This is a genomic window from Ruegeria sp. AM5 (genome assembly GCF_056540645.1).
Map to the genome: position 1 here is coordinate 374,409 of NZ_JBQFXC010000002.1, position 19,167 is coordinate 393,575.

Here is a 19,167-nt window from a genome sequence, read left to right on the forward strand (position 1 = left end):
AGTCTGGAGGAAGTGGACATGTTTAACAAGAAATTGAAGAAAGCAGTACTGTCGGCATCAGCCTTCACCGCCCTGAGCGCAGGTGCAGCCGCCGCTCAAGAGGCCTGCTCCAACTATACGGTTCAGGATGGTGACACATTGGCGACCATCGCCATTGCCGCCTACGGCACCTCAAACTATCAGCCGATCTTTAACGCTAACCGCAACGCAATCACCAATCCCGGTTCGCTAACCCCCGGTCTGGTACTGGCGCTGCCCTGTGAGGATGGCAGCCTGCCCAACGGTCAGAGCGCGCAAGAACTGATCGCGGCAGAAGAACAACGTGCTGCAAGCGTCAAGCGCTCGAATGTCTACGCGCCTCCGATCAAGATGGTCGCTGGCAACGGTTGGGAACCGTTCACTACTGAAGATCTGAGCGGCGGTGGCATCATGACCCGTCTGGCGACGACAAGCCTTCAGCGTGCTGGTAACAGCCGCGATTTCTCGGTCAGCTTTGTAGATGACTGGAGTTCGCATCTGGACACACTGTTGCCATTGGGTGCGTTTGATATTTCGATCGCGTGGACTGTACCGGATTGTACCAACCGCTCCTATGAGTGGTCTGCAGAGACCGAAGCCCGGTGTACCCAATTTGTCGCTTCTGTTCCGGTATATGACATTGTCGGAGGTTTCTTCACTTTGCCTGAAAGCGAATACGCAAAGGCGACAGATTTCTCCGACCTTGAGGGCTCGACCGTTTGCCGCATGGCAGGCTGGAGCATGGTGGTGCTGGAAGAACAAGGGCTGAACCGCGAGAACACAACCGTAGTCCAACCCAATTCGGCCCGCGAATGTCTCGATGCCGTATTGACCGGTACGGCAGATGTGGCTGCATTCGAAGTCGATCTGTTTGCCTCGACAATGAAAGACATGGGTTTGACCTCGGCGGATATTGTTGAGAACCCGTATGTCTCGACACTGTCTTCGATGAGCTTCCTTGCACACCGCACCAATCCATTCGCGCGCGAGTACATCGCGATGATGAACAAGGGTTTGATCGAGATGCGCGAATCCGGCGAATGGTACGCGATTATTTCCGACACGCTGCGCGAACAAAATGAAAAGCTGAACGCAGCATCAAACTAATCCCTCGGTCGTTATGACCTTTCTTAGGGGCCGGTCTTCGGACTGGCCCTTTTTTTGTCGGTGGGTCAGAATCTTCAATGATAACGGCAAAGCCAACTGACTAGGCCTCAGACGTGGCGCAGTCAGCATTTGGTCTTATTTGCACATACATAATGATTATTTTTATCCTTAATCGCTCATAAAAGGCGGCCGTCTACGGGAATCCCCGAATATTCAGCGTGAACGATAAGCGTAGGATGAACTCAACTGCACCGGTGAGGCGTAAGCCCCACCACTCACTCAGAAAGAGGCTGGCTATGGGGGCTGGCCTTTTTCTTTTTCAGGGCATGAAAAAACCGGCCCTCTTCGGACCGGTTTCTTTTTAGGCGTTTATGCAACCCTCGGCTTATCCGATGATCGCATTCAGGGTTGCACTTGGCCGCATCACCGCAGCCGCTTTGGCCGGATCAGTGTGGTAGTATCCACCCAGATCGGCGGGTGCGCCCTGCGCTGCCGCCAACTCGGACAAAATCTGTTCTTCTTTGTCCGCCAACTCTTTCGCGAGCGGTGCAAACTCGGCGGCAAGCCCAGCATCATCGGATTGCCCCGCCAAAGCTTCGGCCCAGTAACGAGCGAACCAGTAGTGGCTATCGCGGTTATCCGGCTGGCCGACTTTGCGGCTGGGTGACTTGTTGTTATCCAAAATTCCCTGCGTGGCAGCCTCGGCAGCGGCGCCCAGGACGCCCGCTTTGGCGTTGCCCTTGCTGTCAGCGAGGAAGTTCAGGGATTCTCCGAGCGCACAGAATTCACCCATGGAGTCCCAGCGCAAGTGGTTTTCTTCAACCAGTTGCTGAACATGTTTCGGCGCCGAACCACCTGCACCGGTTTCGAACAGACCGCCGCCATTCATCAGTTTAACGATTGATAGCATCTTGGCCGACGTCCCCAGTTCGAGGATCGGGAACAAGTCGGTCAGATAATCCCGCAATACGTTACCGGTGATGGCGATGCTGTCCTTGCCCGCCGTGATAGTTTCCAGCGACTGGCGGGTTGCTTCACGCGGGGCCATAGTCAAGAACTTGTCGGCCACGCCTGCAGCTTCAAGCGCTGGTTTGACATACTTGATCAGCTCGGCGTCATGTGCGCGGTTGGCATCCAGCCAAAAGATCGCCTCGGACCCGGTCAGGCGCTGACGGTCCATCGCCAGCTGGATCCAGTTCTCGATCGGGGCCTTCTTGACGGTGCAGGCGCGCCAGATGTCGCCCTTTTCGACGTCATGGGAATGCAGCGTTTCGCCATTGGCCAGAACGATACGGATTGTACCATCTGCGGGCGCTTCAAACGTCGTCGGGTGCGAGCCGTACTCCTCGGCCTTCTGCGCCATCAATCCAACGTTGGCGACGGCTCCTGCGGTGGCTGGGTTCAGTGCACCATTGGCTTTGAAGAAATTGATGGCCTCATCATACACCGATGCATAGCAACGGTCAGGGATCACACAGTTAGTATCGCCCTTGGCGCCGGTTTCGTCCCAACCCTTGCCGCCAGCACGGATCACTGCGGGCATCGAGGCGTCGATGATAACATCAGACGGGACATGCAGGTTGGTGATGCCACGGTCCGAATCCACCATATACATCGACGGACGATCCCCTTCGATCGCATTGATTGCGGCGACGATGTCTGCGTTGCCCTGAACCCGCTCAAGCAGGTCCCCCAGACCCGAGTTCGGGTTTACACCCAGTGCGTCCAGCTCTGCACCGAATTTTTCGAACACGGGGGCAAGCCAGGCCTTGACTGCATAGCCGAAGATAATCGGGTCACTGACCTTCATCATCGTCGCCTTCATGTGCAACGAGAACATGGTGCCGTCTTTCTTGGTGTCCTCAATGGCTTCGGTCAGGAACGACGACAGCGCCTTGACCGACATGAATGTTGCGTCGGCCACAGTTCCTTCGGCCAGTGGCCAAGCGTCTTTCAGAACCGTAACGCTGCCATCTTTGCCCACAAACTCAATTTTGGCATCGCCGGCTTGCGCCGCAGTGATCGTTGCCGATTTCTCATTGGCGTAAAAATCATTGCCCGGCATCGAAGACACTTTGGTCTTGCTGTCCGCGCTCCACTCTCCCATCGAATGAGGGTTCTTCTGGGCATAATTCTTCACAGCGCGCGCTGCGCGGCGATCGCTGTTGCCTTCGCGGAGGACCGGGTTCACGGCCGAACCCTTGATGGCGTCATAACGCGCACGGATCGCCTTTTCGTCGTCCGTCGAAGGCTCTTCGGGGTAGTTCGGAATGTCATAACCCTGTGATTGCAGCTCTTCGATGGCTGCCACCAGCTGGGGCACCGACGCCGAGATGTTGGGCAGTTTAATGACATTTGCGTCCGGTGTTTTCACCAGCTCACCTAAAGCAGCCAGATCATCAGTAATACGCTGTTCGTCTGTCAGCTTTTCGGGGAAGGTCGCGATAATACGCCCGGCCAGCGAAATGTCTTTGGTTCCGACGCTGACACCGGCTGCTGACGCAAACTTGCGGATAATGGGCAGGAACGAGGCGCTCGCCAGCTCGGGCGCTTCGTCTACAATGGTATACAATACGTCGAAGTTCGATTTTTCTGCCATATTCCCTTACCTTTTTTAAGCCTTTCAGGGGCGTGCGATCCAAGAGCATGTGCCGCCGTGACATAGGCACCAATCCCAAAGGTGACATGACGGCCCCACGGGTGACTCTGATTTGACAGGGCCTCCCTTAAATGAGGATTGGCTTGGGATCAATCGTATTGAGCGGCGCAAATTGACACGGGTCGAATTAGTTTGGGCTGTTGAGTGATATCACGCACCCGGAAACACCAACTCAAATCGCGCACCGGTCTTGGAAGGCACCAGCAAAATCCGCCCGCCATGTGCCCCCAACAGGTTTGTAACGATGGTCAGGCCCATCCCGGTCCCTCCCTTCTCGCGCGCGGTTGTGAAGAATGGGTTGAAGATGCGGTCCCGATTACCGTCGGATATGCCGGAACCATCGTCTTGGACAACCAATCGACCGAGTTCTGCGTGCAGGACCACCTGCCTTGCCCCGTGACGGCATGCATTGTCCAGAAGATGTTGCAGGGCAATTTTCAGGCCAGAGGCTGCAAGGTTCAATGCCTGATCACCGCCTTCTATGCTGATGTCCAGTTCGGGAAACGAAGCGCGCAACTGATCGGCAAGATCGTTCAGGCTTGCCTCCCCATGATGTTCCGGCACTCGTGCCTGTGCAACCGTGTTAAGAGCGCTGAGCTGCGTTTGCATCTGATCGCTTGCGCCCAATATCTGTTGCAGCAATGCGTGATCCTGGTCCGAGAGCGTTTCGGCCTCGGCCAACAACTCTCCTGCCGCACGGATCGCGGTGACAGGGGTTTTCAACTCATGCGTGACATGATCTGCAAAGACGCGGATCGAAGCTTCGCGCCGTTGCAGCGTATCCGCCATGCTCAGAACCGAACCGGCGAGGCGCGACAGTTCTTGTGTGCCGTAGTGATCGGGCGGCTCGGCGCGTTGCCCTTGTTCAATGGCCCCTGAATAGGTCGCCAGCGACGTTATGGGGCGGAGCAGAAGCCGAACCATAAGGTATCCGACTACTCCGGTCGCACATCCGATCACGATCGCCAGCAAGCCCGCAGCGTTTCGAAACCCGATCTCAGGTCCAAGATACCGCAGCGCGATCAGACCCAGCAGAGACAGGGCGAGCGTACCCGCGAGACCTCCGCCAAGAACAAAACCCAGCGAAGGGCGCCATTTGCGTCTCAGCCCGGCCATGCACCCATCCGCAATCCGATCCCATGCACGGTTTCGATGGCACCGGCCCAGCCCTGATCCCCCAACTTGCGTCGTAAGTTCCGCAAATGACTATCCAGTGTCCTATCCGAGACCGGACTGCCTGCGCCATAAATCGCATCAACCAATTGTGGTCGCGAGACGATGGCGGCGGGCGTTTGCATCAGGCGACGCAAAATCGACAGCTCGGTTGCGGTTAAGGCAAGCGCATTGCCGTCGACCCGAACCAAATGCGCCGACACATCCATTTCAACCGGGCCATGCCGCAGGAGAAGCTCTGCAGCACCCGGTTTGCTGCGTTTCAGGATGGCTTTGATCCGTGCAACCAACTCACGGGGGCTGAAAGGTTTGGTCACGTAATCATCCGCTCCCAACTCGAGGCCCAAAATGCGATCAATCTCGTCATCACGCGCGGTCAGGAACAAGATTGGTACGTCCGAGCGTGCCCGCAAGCGGCGACAAACCTCAAGCCCATCGATCTCAGGCAGGCCGACATCCAGCACGACAAGATCAGGCGCTTCCCGCATCGCGTGGGTTAGCGCCATTTGGCCATCGCGGGCGGTAACCGTTTGGTAGCCCACGCGCTCAAGCGTGATCGAGACCAGCTCTCGCAGGCGTGGATCATCATCCACGACGAGGATTTTCATCTACCTTCTCCGGCATGGGTTCGACGGCCAGATTACGGATCACCCGATCTGCGCGAAAGCCCCAATTCCTCCAATTGTCGACGACCGGAGGGGTTACGCAATTGCGTACCCGTTTGTCCTTCAGCAACTCTGCCGCCGCCATCTCATTGAGCTGACATGCGTAGTAGGCATCAAACCGTATCGGATTTTCCAGATTCCAACGGGCGATTAAGGCTGAAAAATTCACGAAGCAGCATGCATAGAGCACGCCAATCCCCAGGATCGCAGATCGCAGCAATAACCAACGGTTCGATTTACCCAGCAAAATTTGCCAACCGGTCAGACACAAGCCCACAGCAACCAGCGCCATCCATATTGCCGCATGAACACGCAAATAGGTCAGCCCGTAGAAATCAACGTAAAGCGACAGGCGCATCAGCGATGAGATCACCAGCAGTACATTCTGCGCCAGCCACAGCATCATCCATCTTGTCAGCCCCTGCCGCTCGTTCAGATAGGGTCGCGCGGCCAAGGCAAATGCGCCCGCCAGCAAAGCTGTGACCAAGAGTGGATATGCCCCGCGATGAGCATATTCAGCATAGGTCATCCCCTCGGGCAACTTGGCATTGCCCCAGAGAAAGACCATGTCCATCCCAGTTTGCACCGCCAGCAGCAAGTTGAACACCATTAGCGCATTGGCAACGGATTGGGCATTCAAGCCAAAGGCAGGCAATGGGCGCTTGCGTCCGGGGCCAAATCGGGGGGCAAGCAAGTCAGGCCGCAGGGTGACCGCAAGAAAGGGCCAGATCGTGATTGCCGCCCCGATCCAGAATAGCAGTCGGTCGAACCGCAGATCAAATCGCCAAATCCGATCGATCCAATCAGACAAGACCGGATTGGCCGCAACCATCAGCGAAGCAAGGATCAGTGCGCCTCCGATCGGGAAACTCCAGTTGCGCAGTGCACGAAGGGCAACCCCGTCAATGCGGGAAACCGAATGACCTTTCTGAACCGCCTCTATCCCGTGTCTGAGCGCCAATATTGGAAACAGAGACAGAAACCGGCGAACCGAAGCGACCTCATGATTGCCCAGCACGGCCCAACACAGCGCAATGGTCGATCCACCCAGCAAGAAAGCTATGGACAGGGCCTGAACATATTCCACCACCGGAAGAATGCTAAGCAGCAAAAGAAGGGTTGGCCCGACAAGTCCACCACGGCGGCGCAGCAAGGCAAACACTACAGCGGAAACCGCCAACGTAAAGAGTGCGATTGAAAGGCCAGGAGAATGGTCGAAAAACAGAAAATCGGCGAGCGCAACCAGAAACACCAAACCCAAAAAAGCGTGGCGATTGCTGGGTTCCGCTAAGCCATCGGCTCGGTTTGCGCCTCGATCAGGGGTGTCCAGCCACCAACTATCTTGTAAAACTGATGCCGGTACGCCGCGCACGATGAACTGTCCCATAAAACTGCTCCTTGTTTATGCTGGTTCTGTCTGGCCTAGGCAGGTGCAGATCACCGCGTAAGGGTCGTGCATTTTTTGTGCAGAGGTGCTTTTCGCAGCACAGCCTCTTCCCCTTGTGCGTGCCGGTGGCTAAGACGATCTTCCAACCGCAAGTCAGGAGGCCCCTTTGGACCGTATCGCCCGCACCATCGCCACCGAGATTAACGCCCGCGCGGAACAGGTTGGGGCCGCGGTCAGGTTGTTGGATGAAGGTGCGACCGTGCCCTTTGTCGCCCGTTATCGGAAGGAAGTGACCGGCGGGCTGGATGATACCCAATTGCGCACCCTTTCCGACCGACTGAATTATCTGCGTGAGCTTGAGGCCCGGCGCGAGGCGATTCTGTCCTCGATCAAGGATCAGGGGAAACTGACGGACGATCTGGTGAAATCGATCGCCCAAGCCGAAACCAAGGCGCAGTTGGAAGATATTTATCTGCCGTACAAGCCCAAACGCCGGACCAAGGCGATGATTGCCCGCGAGAATGGTCTGGAGCCGCTGGCCGATGCGATTCTGGCGGACCGGTTGGCTGAACCAGAAGGGCTGGCTGAAGGGTATCTGATTGAGGCTGTCCCCACGACCAAAGACGCGCTGAATGGTGCACGGGACATCATCACAGAGCGGCTTACCGAAAACGCTGCTTTGCTAGGAGAGCTCCGAAACTTCATGCAACGTGAGGCGTTGCTGAGCGCAAAGGTCGTCGAGGGCAAGGAACAGGAAGGTGCCAAGTTCAGCGATTACTTTGATCATTCCGAGCTTTGGTCGAAAACCCCGTCACATCGAGCGCTGGCAATGTTGCGCGCCTCAAAGGAAGGGATCGTAACGCTAGACATTGCTCCCGAACCCGAAGCGGGAGCCGCGCGGGCCGAGGCCATGGTTGCGGCTCATCTGAACACGCGCGGTGATACTCCTGGTGACAAGTGGCTACGCAAGGTCGCGGGCTGGACATGGCGGGTCAAGCTATCGCTGTCGATGATGGTCGAGCTAATGGCCGACCTGCGCAGCCGCGCACAAGACGAGGCAATTCAAGTGTTTTCGCGCAACCTAAAGGATCTGCTATTCGCTGCTCCGGCGGGGGCACGTCCGACGCTTGGGTTGGATCCCGGCATTCGCACCGGGGTTAAAGCCGCCGTGGTGGATGCAACCGGCAAGGTGGTTGCAACGGATACGCTATATCCGTTTCAGCCCAAGAATGATCTGCGTGGTGCACAAGCGGCAATCCTGAACCTTATCGCTACACATAAAATCGAGCTTATTGCCATCGGCAACGGCACAGCCAGCCGCGAGACTGAGCGTTTGGTGGCCGATACGCTGTCGCTTCTGCCCAAGACCGTCAAAGCGCCCACCAAGGTCGTCGTGTCCGAGGCTGGAGCCTCGGTCTACTCGGCATCCGAGCTTGCCGCGCGCGAATTTCCCGACCTCGACGTCTCGCTACGTGGAGCGGTCTCGATTGCCCGCCGGCTGCAGGATCCCTTGGCTGAACTGGTCAAGATAGAACCCAAGAGCATCGGGGTCGGCCAGTATCAGCACGATGTGGATCAGCACCGCTTGTCACAGTCACTGGAGTCGGTGATCGAAGATGTAGTGAACGCTGTGGGCGTGGATCTGAATACAGCTTCAGCCCCCTTGCTTTCGCACGTCTCGGGTCTGGGACCGGGATTGGCCGAGGCGATTGTCACGCACCGAGATATTCATGGTGCCTTTGCCTCTCGCAAGGATTTGCTGAAGGTGGCCCGCCTTGGTCCGCGCGCCTTCGAGCAGTGTGCAGGTTTCCTGCGAGTTCGTGACGGGTCGGAACCTTTGGACGCCTCCTCGGTTCACCCCGAGGCTTACGATGTCGCCCGTCGGGTAGTGGCAGCATGTGGGCGCGACATTCGCCAAATCATGGGGCATGAAGGCGCGCTGAAAGATCTGCGCGCCGAGCAGTTTGTGAGTGACACTTTCGGCTTGCCTACGGTTCGGGATATTTTCACCGAATTGGAGAAGCCCGGCCGAGACCCGCGACCCAGTTTCAAAACGGCGTCGTTTACGGACGGGGTTGAGGAAATCACGGACCTGAAGCCCGGATTGGTGCTGGAGGGTACCGTCACCAACGTCGCCGCCTTCGGCGCGTTTGTCGACATTGGCGTGCATCATGACGGGTTGGTTCATGTCAGCCAACTGGCCGATCGGTTCGTGAAGGACCCGCATGAGGTGGTCAAAACCGGGCAAGTTGTCAAAGTGACGGTGGTCGAAGTCGACGTTCCACGTAAGCGCATTGGGCTGTCCATGCGCAAGGACGGTGGTGCTTCGGCACGCGAGGGCAATGCACTTCGTGGCAAGGGCAAACCGGCACGAACACCCAAGCCAGGGGAACAGCGGCGCAGCCATGGGGGTCAGAGCACCCAGAACGGGGCCTTTGGTGACGCTCTTAGAGACGCCTTCAATAAACGTTAGGCGGCAACCCTGTCATAGGGCTAAATACGAGGCGTGTTTCTGCAAGACCTACATTCACCTAAGCCCCGGCAGACAGAAAGAAAAGCAGGGCGCTAACATTCGGGTGTTGCAACTCGGACCATGATCTGGATGATGCTGGCCCATGATGGCCGAAAAATTCGGCCAACCGTATGAAAATGCGGCCACAACAAAAAATGGGGAGACGACTTATGTCATTCAAAACTCTGATGCTTGCCGCCAGTGCAACGGCGATGATCGCGGCGGGCGCTTCGGCGGAGACGCTGCGATGGGCCCGTGCAGGTGACGCGCTTACGCTGGACCCGCATGCGCAAAACGAAGGCCCGACCTCGGCCATGGCGCACCAGATCATGGAAACGCTGGTGATGCGTGATCACTCAGGTGCACTGGTTCCATCTCTGGCGACCGAATGGGCACCATCGGAAGAAAATCCGAATGTCTGGGTGTTCAAACTGCGCGAGGGCGTTACCTTCCACGACGGTGCCGAGTTCGACAGCGAGGATGTCGTGTTTTCGCTGAACCGCGCGATGACGCCGGATTCGGATTACAAGGAACTGTTGGCCTCTGTGAAAGAGGTGCGTGCGCCCGACAAGTTCACGATCGAGATCGAAACTGACGGCCCGAACCCGATCATGCCCAACAACCTGACCAACATGTTCATGATGGACAAAGGTTGGGCCGAGGCAAACAACGCCGTCAAGGTTCAGGACTATGAGGGCGGCGAAGACACGTTTGCGGCCAAGAACGCCAATGGCACAGGTCCCTACAAGCTGGTCAGCCGCGAGCCCGACGTGAAAACCGTCCTGGCAGCCTATGACGGCTATTGGGGCAAGGATGAGTTCCCGCTGCAGGTAACCGAGATCATCTATACCCCGATCCAGAACGCCGCGACCCGTGTTGCCGCGCTGCTTTCGGGTGAGGTTGATTTCATTCAGGACGTGCCCGTACAGGACCTCGAGCGTGTAGCCGGAACCGATGGTCTGGACGTACGCACCGCGCCGCAGAACCGGGTAATTTTCTTTGGCATGAACATGGGCGATGCTGATCTGACCTCGGACAATGTGGATGGTAAGAACCCGCTGGCTGATGTCCGCGTTCGACAGGCGATGTCAAAAGCGATCAATCGTGATGCGATCAAACAGGTCGTGATGCGTGGTCAGTCTGCTCCTGCTGGCATGATCTCACCTCCGTTTGTGAATGGTTGGGATGCAGATATGGATGCGTCCTCGTCAACCGATATCGAAGGGGCCAAGGCGTTGATGGCCGAAGCAGGCTATCCTGATGGATTCTCGCTGACCCTGAACTGCCCGAATGACCGCTACATCAATGATGAGGCGATCTGTCAGGCAGCGGTTGGAATGCTGGCCCAGATCGGCGTCACAGTTAACCTGGACGCCAAACCGAAAGCCCAGCATTTCCCGTTGATCAACAACCTAGAAACAGATTTCTACATGCTGGGCTGGGGTGTTCCGACTTATGACTCGGAGTACATCTTCAACTTCCTCGTCCATTCGAAGGGCGAAAAGTACGGCTCGTGGAATGGCACACGCTATTCCAACCCGGATCTGGATGCCAAAATCGTGGCCCTTGCCTCTGAAACTGATCTGCCCGCACGTGATCAGCAGATCGGTGATATCTGGCAGGTTGTTCAGGACGAACAGCTTTATATCCCGATCCACCATCAGGTGCTGAACTGGGGCATGAAATCGGGCGTGGGCACCATCGTCGAGCCGGAAGATTCACCGAAGATCAAGTACTTTGAGATGAACTAAACTATCCTTTGTGATGGTATGCAGGGCGCGGAAACGCGCCCTGTTCTTGTTTGCGCCGTCGGTAACGGACATGTGATCTCGGCGCAGGAACGGCTTTACGTGGCAGCGAAAAAGCTGGATTGTTTCAGCGCTAACAGGGAGATTTCGCCATGATCCTCAGAAACAGTGCAATCGGCCTGACCATGTTGCTTGCAAGCGCCGCACAGGCGGCCGAATTTAAGTGGGCCTCGACCACCGATCCGCAGACGATGGACCCTCACGCGGTCAACTCGGCCCCAGTTCTCGGGTTCCTGAACAACGTCTACGAAGGGCTGGTCCGCCGCGGAAAGGATATGAGCGTTGAGCCCGCGTTGGCTGTCAGTTGGGAGCCGATCGGCGACGGCGAAGGATGGCGGTTCAATCTGCGTCAGGGCGTGACCTTTCACGACGGAAGCAGCTTTGACGCGCAAGATGTGCTGTTCAGCTACCAACGCGCCTCGGGTGAGGCGGCGGACACGCGCAGTTGGTTCGCTCCTGTCAGTGACGTCATTGTAGTTGATGACTACACCGTTGATATCATGACCACAGCACCTAACCCGCTGTTTCCGTCATCGATTGCCAACTGGATGATCATGGATCAAGACTGGACTGAGGCCAACGACGCCGTGGTCCCCGACAAAGAAACCGGAAACTACGCCACCATCAACGCCAACGGCACCGGCGCATTCAAGGTGACCGAGCGCGAGCCGGGTCTTAAGACCGTGTTGGAACCTTATGAAGGCTGGTGGGGGGATGTTGAACACAACATCACTCGCGCGGAATTTAATCCGATCCAGAATCCTGCCACGGCCGTAGCGGCGCTGCTATCGGGCGATGTGGACATGATCAACCCGGTCCCCATTCAGGACGTCGCACGGCTGCAGCAGAACGCAGAGGTCGATGTCATCCAGGGCATTGAGGCGCGCGTGATCATGCTGGGCTTCGACCACGAGGCTGACACGCTGAAATACACAGACGATGCGGGCAAACCCAACCCGTTCCGTGACGCGCGCGTGCGGCAGGCAGTTGCGCAAGCGGTGAATGTCGACGCCATTCTGGCCACGATCATGCGCGGAAATGCCGAGCCCGCATCGCAGCTCGTCAGCCCAGCCATGAGCGGGTTTTCCGAAGCCAACGCCGGACGCCCCGCGTTTGATGTGGAATCGGCAAAGGCGCTGCTGGCCGAGGCCGGATATGCAGATGGTTTCTCATTTGGCCTGAAATGCCCCAATGACCGCTACCTTAATGACGAGGCCGTCTGTCAGGCCGTCGTTGGTATGCTGGCTCAGATCGGGATCACCGCCGAGCTGGACGCGATGCCAGTGCGGAACTATTGGCCGGAACTGCGCGAAGATAATTACGACATGTACCTGCTGGGCTGGAGCCCCGGTACGTTCGACGCCGAGCATCCGGTCCGGTTCCTTGTCGCAACCCCCAACGAAGAGAAAAAGCTGGGTAGCTGGAACTTCGGCGGCTTCTCGAATGCACGTGTCGATGAGCTGTTGCCGATGATCCAGTCAGAACTGGATGAGGCCAAGCGTCAGGCGATGCTGGACGAGGTTACCCAAATCTATCAGGACGAACACGTTTATGTGCCGATGTATGTCCAGCCGCTGGTTTGGGGCACGCGCAGCAATGTCGAGGTCACGCAGCGTCCGGACAACTTCTTCCTGCTGCGTTGGGTGAATGTGAATTGATCGGCGGCAACGTCGCGTTGAGTTGACAGCACTCTCTTGACCATCTGGTCAAGGTCGGCCTAGAGAGACCGATCTACGAGGGAAACATATGTTCGCATATATCGTCAGACGGATGTTCCAGTCCGTCATAGTGCTGTTGGTCGTGGGGTTGGTCGCCTTTTCGATGTTCCGATTTGTTGGCGACCCGATCGACAACATGCTGGGGCAGGAGCGCACGCAGGCCGACATTGACCGACTACGGACCGAACTTGGGTTGGACCAACCCTTTGTTGTGCAATACGCCAAGTTCCTGCAAGGCGCTGTTCAGGGCAATTTCGGTGTGTCTTATCGCCAGGGGCGACCGGTCTCGACCATCCTGGTGGAACGCGCCCCGGCGACGTTGGAATTGGCCTTTGTGTCCGGCTTTCTTGCGATCACGATGGGCATTGCCCTCGGTGTCTTTACTGCAATCCGACGACAAGGGATCGCTGCCAATGTGATCATGACCGTTTCCTTGATCGGGGTTTCGCTGCCGACGTTCCTCATAGGTATCCTACTGATCTATGTTTTCTCGGTTGAACTTGACTTACTGCCCAGTTTCGGGAGGGGCGAGACGGTTATGATTGGCAGTTGGTCCACCGGGTTTCTGACGACCTCGGGGCTCAAGGCGTTGATATTGCCTGCAATCACGCTGGGCCTCTATCAAATGACACTGATTATGCGGCTTGTCCGGTCCGAGATGCTGGAGGTTCTGCGCGCTGACTATGTCCGCTTTGCCCGCGCCCGAGGGCTGTCGGACCGGGTGATCAATTTCCGCCACGCGCTGAAGAACACTCTTGTGCCAGTGATCACCATCACGGGCCTGCAGCTGGGGTCGATCATCGCTTTTGCCATCATCACCGAAACGGTGTTCCAATGGCCGGGCGTGGGACTGCTGTTCATTAACGCGATCCAGTTCGTGGATATCCCCGTTATGGCTGCCTATCTGATGCTGATCTCGGTGATGTTCGTGACAATCAACCTGATTGTCGACCTTCTGTACTATGCCATTGACCCGCGCCTGCGTGTCGACGCGAGGACCACATGACCGAAACGATGGAAACCCCGAAAGTCGCGCCTAAATCGCGCACGGCCAAGTTCTGGGATAGCGATTTCGCTTGGTCGTTCCGGCACTCTCCCGTAGCCATGATCGCATCTTTGGTCGTGGTCATTCTGGTGCTGGCGGCGATCTTTGCCCCGCTGATCGCGCCATATAACCCGTTCGATCCAGCAACACTGAACCTGATGAACGGGTTCACACCACCAGGTACGCCCAATGCGTTTACGCAAGAGACCTTTTTGCTAGGCACAGATGACCAAGGGCGCGATGTGTTCTCGACCATCCTCTACGGGTTGCGCATTTCATTGTTCGTAGGTGCCTCTGCTGTGCTTCTTGCCTTGATCATCGGCGTGATCCTCGGTCTGATCGCTGCGTATTTCGGAGGTTGGATCGAGACGCTGATCATGCGTATCGCAGACGTGCAGCTGACGTTCCCGGCCATTCTGGTCGCGATGCTAATCTTTGGGATCGCCAAAGGGATCACTCCGCCGGAATACCGCGATGAGATGGCAATCTATGTTCTCATCATCGCAATTGCGTTGTCGGACTGGGTGCAGTTCGCACGCGTCGTCCGTGGTGCTGCTCTGGTTGAGAAAAACAAGGAATATGTACAAGCCGCGCGCCTGATCGGGCGTGGATCGTTCCCGATCATGTTCCGTCACATCCTACCCAATGTCCTTAGCCCTGTTCTTGTTATTGCGACCATCTCGCTGGCGCTGGCAATCATTGCTGAGGCCACATTGAGTTTTCTGGGTGTGGGCGCCCCCCCGACCCAGCCGTCGCTGGGAACACTAATCCGGATCGGGCAAGGTTTCTTGTTCTCGGGCGAATGGTGGATTTTGTTCTTCCCGGCCTGCACGCTTCTGGCCCTCGCCCTGTCGGTCAACTTGTTGGGCGACTGGCTGCGCGACGCGCTGAACCCAAAACTGCGGTGATTTCATGAGCCTTCTGACCATCCAAGACCTCACCGTCGAATTCCCGACCCGCCGCCAGCTGTTTACCGCAGTGGACCACGCCAGCCTTTCTGTAGAACCCGGCGAAATCCACGGACTTGTGGGCGAATCCGGGGCAGGTAAATCCACCATCGGCGCTGCCGTGATGGGCCTTCTGGAACGCCCAGGTCGCATTGCCAGCGGCCAGATTAAGCTGGGCGGCGATAAGGTCAGCGGCATCGATGCCGAGGCGATGCGCGGGCTGCGCGGCAAGAAGATCTCGATGATCTTTCAAGACCCGCTTACGTCGCTGAACCCGCTATTTACAGTGCGCGAACAACTGGTCGAGACGATCCAGACCCATCTGGGTGGTTCCGAGGCCGAAGCAAGCAAGCGCGCCCGTGATTTGATCGACCGCGTTGGCATCCCAGACCCGGATACTCGGCTGGATCAGTACCCGCACCAGTTCTCGGGCGGCATGCGGCAACGCGTAGTGATTGCTCTGGCACTTTGCACCGAACCGGATGTGATCATCGCCGATGAACCCACGACGGCTTTGGATGTTTCGGTTCAGGCCCAGATTTTGGACCTGATCAAGGAACTGGCACAAGAGCGTCAGGTGGGTGTCATCCTGATCACCCATGACATGGGCGTGATCGCCGATACAACTGACCGCGTGACCGTGATGTATGCGGGCAAGGTGGTTGAAAGCGGCACCACGGCACAGGTGATGGGCCAGCCGCAACACGAATACACCAAGTCCCTGATCGCCGCCGTACCACGCCCGACGCTGAAACTGCATCGCTTCCCTCAGATCAGCTATGGCGGGCGTGAAACGCGTTTCGCGATCGAGGATATGGCACGCCACTGGCCCAAGGTGGATAACGACGCCAGCAAACCGATCTTTGAAATCCGCGATCTGACCAAGAAATTCCTGCAAAAGCGTGGATTACTGCCTTGGGATCGTACCTACTTCACCGCTGTCGACAACGTCAGCTTTGACATTCGCGCAGGTGAGGTCTTTGGGGTTGTCGGTGAGTCCGGATCGGGCAAGTCCACCGTCGCGCGGATGATTGCGGGGCTCTATCCTGTGGATGGTGGTACCATAACCTTTGACGGGCAACTGGTAAGCGATCTGAGTAATCGTACGGTGCAGGAAGAGTACCGCAAAAACATCCAGATGATCTTTCAGGACCCCTACTCGTCTCTCAATCCGCGTATGCGGGTGGATGAAATTGTGGCGGAGCCGATCCGCCATCACCGCCTGATGGAAGGTGCCGACGTCAAGCGCCGCGTGGACGAATTGCTGGATCAAGTGGGGTTGGGGTCAGAGGCCGGGCTGAAATATCCACATGAGTTCTCGGGCGGTCAGCGCCAGCGTATTTCGATTGCCCGCGCATTGGCGACACAACCCCGGTTCCTGATCTGCGATGAGCCCACAAGCGCGCTCGACGTTTCGATCCAGGCGCAGATATTGAACATCCTGAAAGACCTGCAAGAGCATCTGGGCCTGACCATGCTGTTCATTAGCCACGACCTACCGGTGGTGCGCCAGATGTGTGACCGAGTTGCGGTCATGAAACAGGGACAAATCGTCGAGGTTCAGGACACCAGCGATCTGTTTGCCAGTCCGAATACCGAATACGCGCAAGAACTGTTGCGGTTGATGCCAAAACTCGATGACCTGTCGACTGACGGGCTTGGGGTCGAAGCAGAATAAGGCCGCGACACCCGTTGCAGGCGCTCCGTGACTAGAAGCCTTGTTCGAATGCCCGGAACTCGGCAGCGATAGCCGCAGCTGCTATCGCCAGCAGACGCTCGCCATCCTGAGGATTGGCCAAAGCTGAATGCGATCCAACGCGGCCATCCGGGAAGTCCGCGCGATGCTCGTCGGGTGGACCATGGCGATCACCTGCGTGATCCCGGATGTATTCGGCGCTGAGTTTCTGGGGCGGCTCAGCGGCCTGATTGGCAGGCAATGGTCCAAGCAAAGACTGGGTTATGGCAATCTCCGAGGGGGTGGCGTGCATCCCTTCCCAATCTCCATAGAGCTGCTGTCGCAGAACATTCACTGCGTTCGGCTCCCACCAGCTACGGATCAGCAATTGACCACCGGCAATTTCGCTTTCGATCTGCCGAAGAGGCGCCAGATTGGCCCCGTGCCCATTCACTATGAACACTCCAACGAAACCTTGCTCCAAGAGCCCCCGGATCACCTCATCTGCGATGGTGCGAAAGGTTTCGGCTGAAATAGACACCGTTCCGGGAAATCCCACGTTGAAAGGCGCTGGCGTGTAGGCCAGCGCCGGAGCGACGATACCCTCGCATTGCATGGCGGCAGCGAGTGCGACAGCCTCGGCGCAAATCGTGTCGGTGCCAATGCGACCCATCGGGCCGTGCTGCTCGGTCGATCCAACCGGCAGCAACACGGCCGCACCGGCATTGATACGAGTGTCAACCTCGTACCATGTCATGTGCTCAAGTTTCATGACTTTGAAAACTCTCGCAGGCGCTCCAGTTACTAGGGCCTCTGATCAGAGACCCCAGCGTTCCCGGTTTTCGTCAAAGAAGCCTTGGGCTTTTTTCACTTCAATCCAGTTGTTCACATAGTTGATCCAGACCTGATCACTTTGCGGCAACAGCATCGCGATGGGAGAAGGAGAACGCGGCCCGGCATTCTTGACGCGGACGACCGGGAACTTTGCTTCAAGGGTCGATCCCTCGATATTCGAGGTTATGAACACATCTGCACGACCGGCCAAGACCTCCTGAAAACCACGCGCTGGAGCTTCGACCACTTTGATATCCGCATCGGGGAACCATTCGCGCACGCGCTTTTCAAAGGTGGTGCCCAGGGTAGTAGCAACCTTCACGTCTGGCTTGTTGATCGAGTCGTAGCCATCAAATTTGTCGGCCTTTTCCTTGGTTGTGTAAGGAAACAACTCAACCGCGATGTAACTGTCGGAAAACCCTGCAACTTTCATGCGCGGAGGTGAGATAGAAGCCGAACCGGTGATGTGGTACTTCCCCGCTACCACACCATTGACCAATGTTTTCCAGTCGGTGGGCACATATTCGACCTCAACACCCAGATCAGCGGCCAGCGCGTTCATGATGTCGATATCATAGCCTTTATAGCTGTTAGTCGCCGGGTCGCGCAGTGACATCGGGTTCCAGTCACCGGTTGTCCCCACTTTCAGCACGCCGTCATCCAAAATTTCATTCAGAGCCGACTGTGCTTGCGCAGCGCCGCTGATCACAAGACCGAGCGCAGCCGCAGCCGCGACTTTAACAAAACGTTTCATGTGGTTCTCCCGTTGGTGGCGTTAGTCTTTTTATCACGACATTGCTTCTTGATTTAAGCGTAAAGAAAAAGATAACCTCAAGCAACTAATTAACTCATAGTAATCACAAGTGGGCCAGCAGATGCCAAACGCAGCGATCGAGCTTGTCGACGTAGACAAGTGGTTTGGCACATTTCACGTGCTCAAGAACATCAACCTGACAGTCAAAAGTGGTGAAAAGGTTGTGATCTGCGGCCCATCCGGATCGGGTAAATCAACGGTCGTAAGATGCATCAATCAGCTTGAGAAACATCAAAAGGGCACCATCCGCATCGATGGGGTCGAACTGAACGATGATGCCAAATCTGCAGCCACCATCCGCTCAGAAGTTGGTATGGTGTTCCAGCAATTCAATCTGTTCCCGCATCTAACAGTGCTGGAAAACCTGACCCTTGGTCCGATCAAGGCCCGCGGGTTGAGCCGAAAAGAAGCCGAAGACAAAGCGCGCCACTACCTCGAACGTGTTCATATACCCGATCAGGCCGACAAGCGCCCGATACAGCTTTCGGGTGGACAGCAGCAGCGAGTGGCAATCGCCCGTTCGCTTTGCATGGAACCCCGGGTCCTTTTGTTCGACGAACCCACCTCGGCGCTCGACCCTGAGATGATCTCCGAGGTGCTCGACGTGATGGTCGAACTTGCCGAGGAAGGCATGACCATGGTTGTGGTGACCCATGAGATGGGATTTGCCCGAAAAGTGGCCGACAACATGGTGTTCATGGACGCAGGCGAGATTGTCGAACAAGGTAAGCCCGAGCATTTCTTCACCAATCCAAAGTCTGAGCGGTGTCAGAAATTCCTGAGCCAAATTCTGCAGCATTGAGTT

General features: G+C 56.8%; 14 protein-coding genes. 8 read left to right on the forward strand and 6 right to left on the reverse strand.

Annotation, left to right across the window (positions count from 1 at the left end; translation table 11 throughout):
• The first annotated feature begins 18 nt into the window (after positions 1-18).
• Positions 19-1,125: a transporter substrate-binding domain-containing protein gene (locus ACR0AH_RS07655; protein WP_170393909.1), complete on the forward strand. Its 1,107-nt coding sequence runs from the start codon at positions 19-21 to the stop codon at positions 1,123-1,125.
• A gap of 385 nt (positions 1,126-1,510) precedes the next feature.
• Here the strand turns inward: ACR0AH_RS07655 and ACR0AH_RS07660 are convergent, their stop codons facing one another.
• The 4 genes from ACR0AH_RS07660 to ACR0AH_RS07675 form a co-directional block, all read right to left on the reverse strand.
• Positions 1,511-3,724, reverse strand: coding sequence for an NADP-dependent isocitrate dehydrogenase (locus ACR0AH_RS07660; protein ID WP_480591146.1), 2,214 nt, complete (start codon positions 3,722-3,724; stop codon positions 1,511-1,513).
• Positions 3,725-3,934: 210 nt separating this feature from the next.
• Positions 3,935-4,900, reverse strand: a complete 966-nt coding sequence (locus tag ACR0AH_RS07665; RefSeq protein ID WP_480591148.1) for a sensor histidine kinase — start codon at positions 4,898-4,900, stop codon at positions 3,935-3,937.
• A complete protein-coding gene (locus tag ACR0AH_RS07670; RefSeq protein WP_480591150.1) occupies positions 4,888-5,565 on the reverse strand; it encodes a response regulator transcription factor in 678 nt (225 codons plus the stop codon). Before ACR0AH_RS07670 ends, ACR0AH_RS07665 begins: the two co-directional genes overlap by 13 nt.
• On the reverse strand, positions 5,543-7,009 hold the full coding sequence (locus ACR0AH_RS07675) for a DUF4153 domain-containing protein (protein ID WP_480591151.1): 1,467 nt from the start codon (positions 7,007-7,009) through the stop codon (positions 5,543-5,545). The genes ACR0AH_RS07670 and ACR0AH_RS07675 overlap by 23 nt, the downstream gene beginning before the upstream one ends.
• Positions 7,010-7,175: 166 nt before the next feature.
• Between ACR0AH_RS07675 and ACR0AH_RS07680 the strand changes: the two genes are divergently transcribed.
• The 6 genes from ACR0AH_RS07680 to ACR0AH_RS07705 all read left to right on the forward strand — a co-directional run bounded on the left by ACR0AH_RS07680 (position 7,176) and on the right by ACR0AH_RS07705 (position 16,717).
• A complete protein-coding gene (locus tag ACR0AH_RS07680) occupies positions 7,176-9,482 on the forward strand; it encodes a Tex family protein (protein WP_480591153.1) in 2,307 nt (768 codons plus the stop codon).
• 209 nt (positions 9,483-9,691) lie between these two features.
• Positions 9,692-11,272 (forward strand): ABC transporter substrate-binding protein, encoded by a 1,581-nt coding sequence (locus ACR0AH_RS07685; protein WP_170393897.1) that lies wholly within the window; start codon positions 9,692-9,694, stop codon positions 11,270-11,272.
• A 149-nt stretch (positions 11,273-11,421) separates the two neighbouring features.
• Positions 11,422-12,987 carry an ABC transporter substrate-binding protein gene (locus tag ACR0AH_RS07690; RefSeq protein ID WP_170393895.1) on the forward strand — a complete coding sequence of 522 codons (1,566 nt, stop codon included), beginning with the start codon at positions 11,422-11,424 and terminating at the stop codon, positions 12,985-12,987.
• 88 nt (positions 12,988-13,075) lie between these two features.
• Entirely contained in the window at positions 13,076-14,053 is a 978-nt protein-coding gene (locus tag ACR0AH_RS07695) for an ABC transporter permease (protein ID WP_480591155.1), read from the forward strand.
• Positions 14,050-15,000, forward strand: a complete 951-nt coding sequence (locus tag ACR0AH_RS07700; protein WP_170393891.1) for an ABC transporter permease — start codon at positions 14,050-14,052, stop codon at positions 14,998-15,000. Before ACR0AH_RS07695 ends, ACR0AH_RS07700 begins: the two co-directional genes overlap by 4 nt.
• Positions 15,001-15,004: 4 nt before the next feature.
• Positions 15,005-16,717: an ABC transporter ATP-binding protein gene (locus tag ACR0AH_RS07705; protein WP_480591157.1), complete on the forward strand. Its 1,713-nt coding sequence runs from the start codon at positions 15,005-15,007 to the stop codon at positions 16,715-16,717.
• Positions 16,718-16,748: 31 nt separating this feature from the next.
• Here ACR0AH_RS07705 and ACR0AH_RS07710 read toward each other — a convergent pair whose 3' ends face one another.
• Together ACR0AH_RS07710 and ACR0AH_RS07715 are read right to left on the reverse strand one after the other, a co-directional pair.
• Positions 16,749-17,486 carry a creatininase family protein gene (locus tag ACR0AH_RS07710; protein WP_480591159.1) on the reverse strand — a complete coding sequence of 246 codons (738 nt, stop codon included), beginning with the start codon at positions 17,484-17,486 and terminating at the stop codon, positions 16,749-16,751.
• Positions 17,487-17,531: 45 nt separating this feature from the next.
• Positions 17,532-18,302: a transporter substrate-binding domain-containing protein gene (locus tag ACR0AH_RS07715; RefSeq protein ID WP_170393886.1), complete on the reverse strand. Its 771-nt coding sequence runs from the start codon at positions 18,300-18,302 to the stop codon at positions 17,532-17,534.
• 121 nt (positions 18,303-18,423) lie between these two features.
• On the opposite strand from ACR0AH_RS07715, the gene ACR0AH_RS07720 reads away from it, so the two are divergent.
• Complete coding sequence (locus ACR0AH_RS07720; protein ID WP_480591160.1) at positions 18,424-19,164, forward strand: amino acid ABC transporter ATP-binding protein; 741 nt, start codon at positions 18,424-18,426, stop codon at positions 19,162-19,164.
• Positions 19,165-19,167 lie beyond the last annotated feature (3 nt).

Excerpts from the sequence above, each read along its gene's own strand:
- ACR0AH_RS07655 (WP_170393909.1), top strand. The coding sequence starts at position 19 with ATGTTTAACAAGAAATTGAAGAAAGCAGTACTGTCGGCATCAGCCTTC.
- ACR0AH_RS07660 (WP_480591146.1), bottom strand. The coding sequence starts at position 3,724 with ATGGCAGAAAAATCGAACTTCGACGTATTGTATACCATTGTAGACGAA.
- ACR0AH_RS07665 (WP_480591148.1), bottom strand. The coding sequence starts at position 4,900 with ATGGCCGGGCTGAGACGCAAATGGCGCCCTTCGCTGGGTTTTGTTCTT.
- ACR0AH_RS07670 (WP_480591150.1), bottom strand. The coding sequence starts at position 5,565 with ATGAAAATCCTCGTCGTGGATGATGATCCACGCCTGCGAGAGCTGGTC.
- ACR0AH_RS07675 (WP_480591151.1), bottom strand. The coding sequence starts at position 7,009 with ATGGGACAGTTCATCGTGCGCGGCGTACCGGCATCAGTTTTACAAGAT.
- ACR0AH_RS07685 (WP_170393897.1), top strand. The coding sequence starts at position 9,692 with ATGTCATTCAAAACTCTGATGCTTGCCGCCAGTGCAACGGCGATGATC.
- ACR0AH_RS07690 (WP_170393895.1), top strand. The coding sequence starts at position 11,422 with ATGATCCTCAGAAACAGTGCAATCGGCCTGACCATGTTGCTTGCAAGC.
- ACR0AH_RS07695 (WP_480591155.1), top strand. The coding sequence starts at position 13,076 with ATGTTCGCATATATCGTCAGACGGATGTTCCAGTCCGTCATAGTGCTG.
- ACR0AH_RS07700 (WP_170393891.1), top strand. The coding sequence starts at position 14,050 with ATGACCGAAACGATGGAAACCCCGAAAGTCGCGCCTAAATCGCGCACG.
- ACR0AH_RS07705 (WP_480591157.1), top strand. The coding sequence starts at position 15,005 with ATGAGCCTTCTGACCATCCAAGACCTCACCGTCGAATTCCCGACCCGC.
- ACR0AH_RS07710 (WP_480591159.1), bottom strand. The coding sequence starts at position 17,486 with ATGAAACTTGAGCACATGACATGGTACGAGGTTGACACTCGTATCAAT.
- ACR0AH_RS07715 (WP_170393886.1), bottom strand. The coding sequence starts at position 18,302 with ATGAAACGTTTTGTTAAAGTCGCGGCTGCGGCTGCGCTCGGTCTTGTG.
- ACR0AH_RS07720 (WP_480591160.1), top strand. The coding sequence starts at position 18,424 with ATGCCAAACGCAGCGATCGAGCTTGTCGACGTAGACAAGTGGTTTGGC.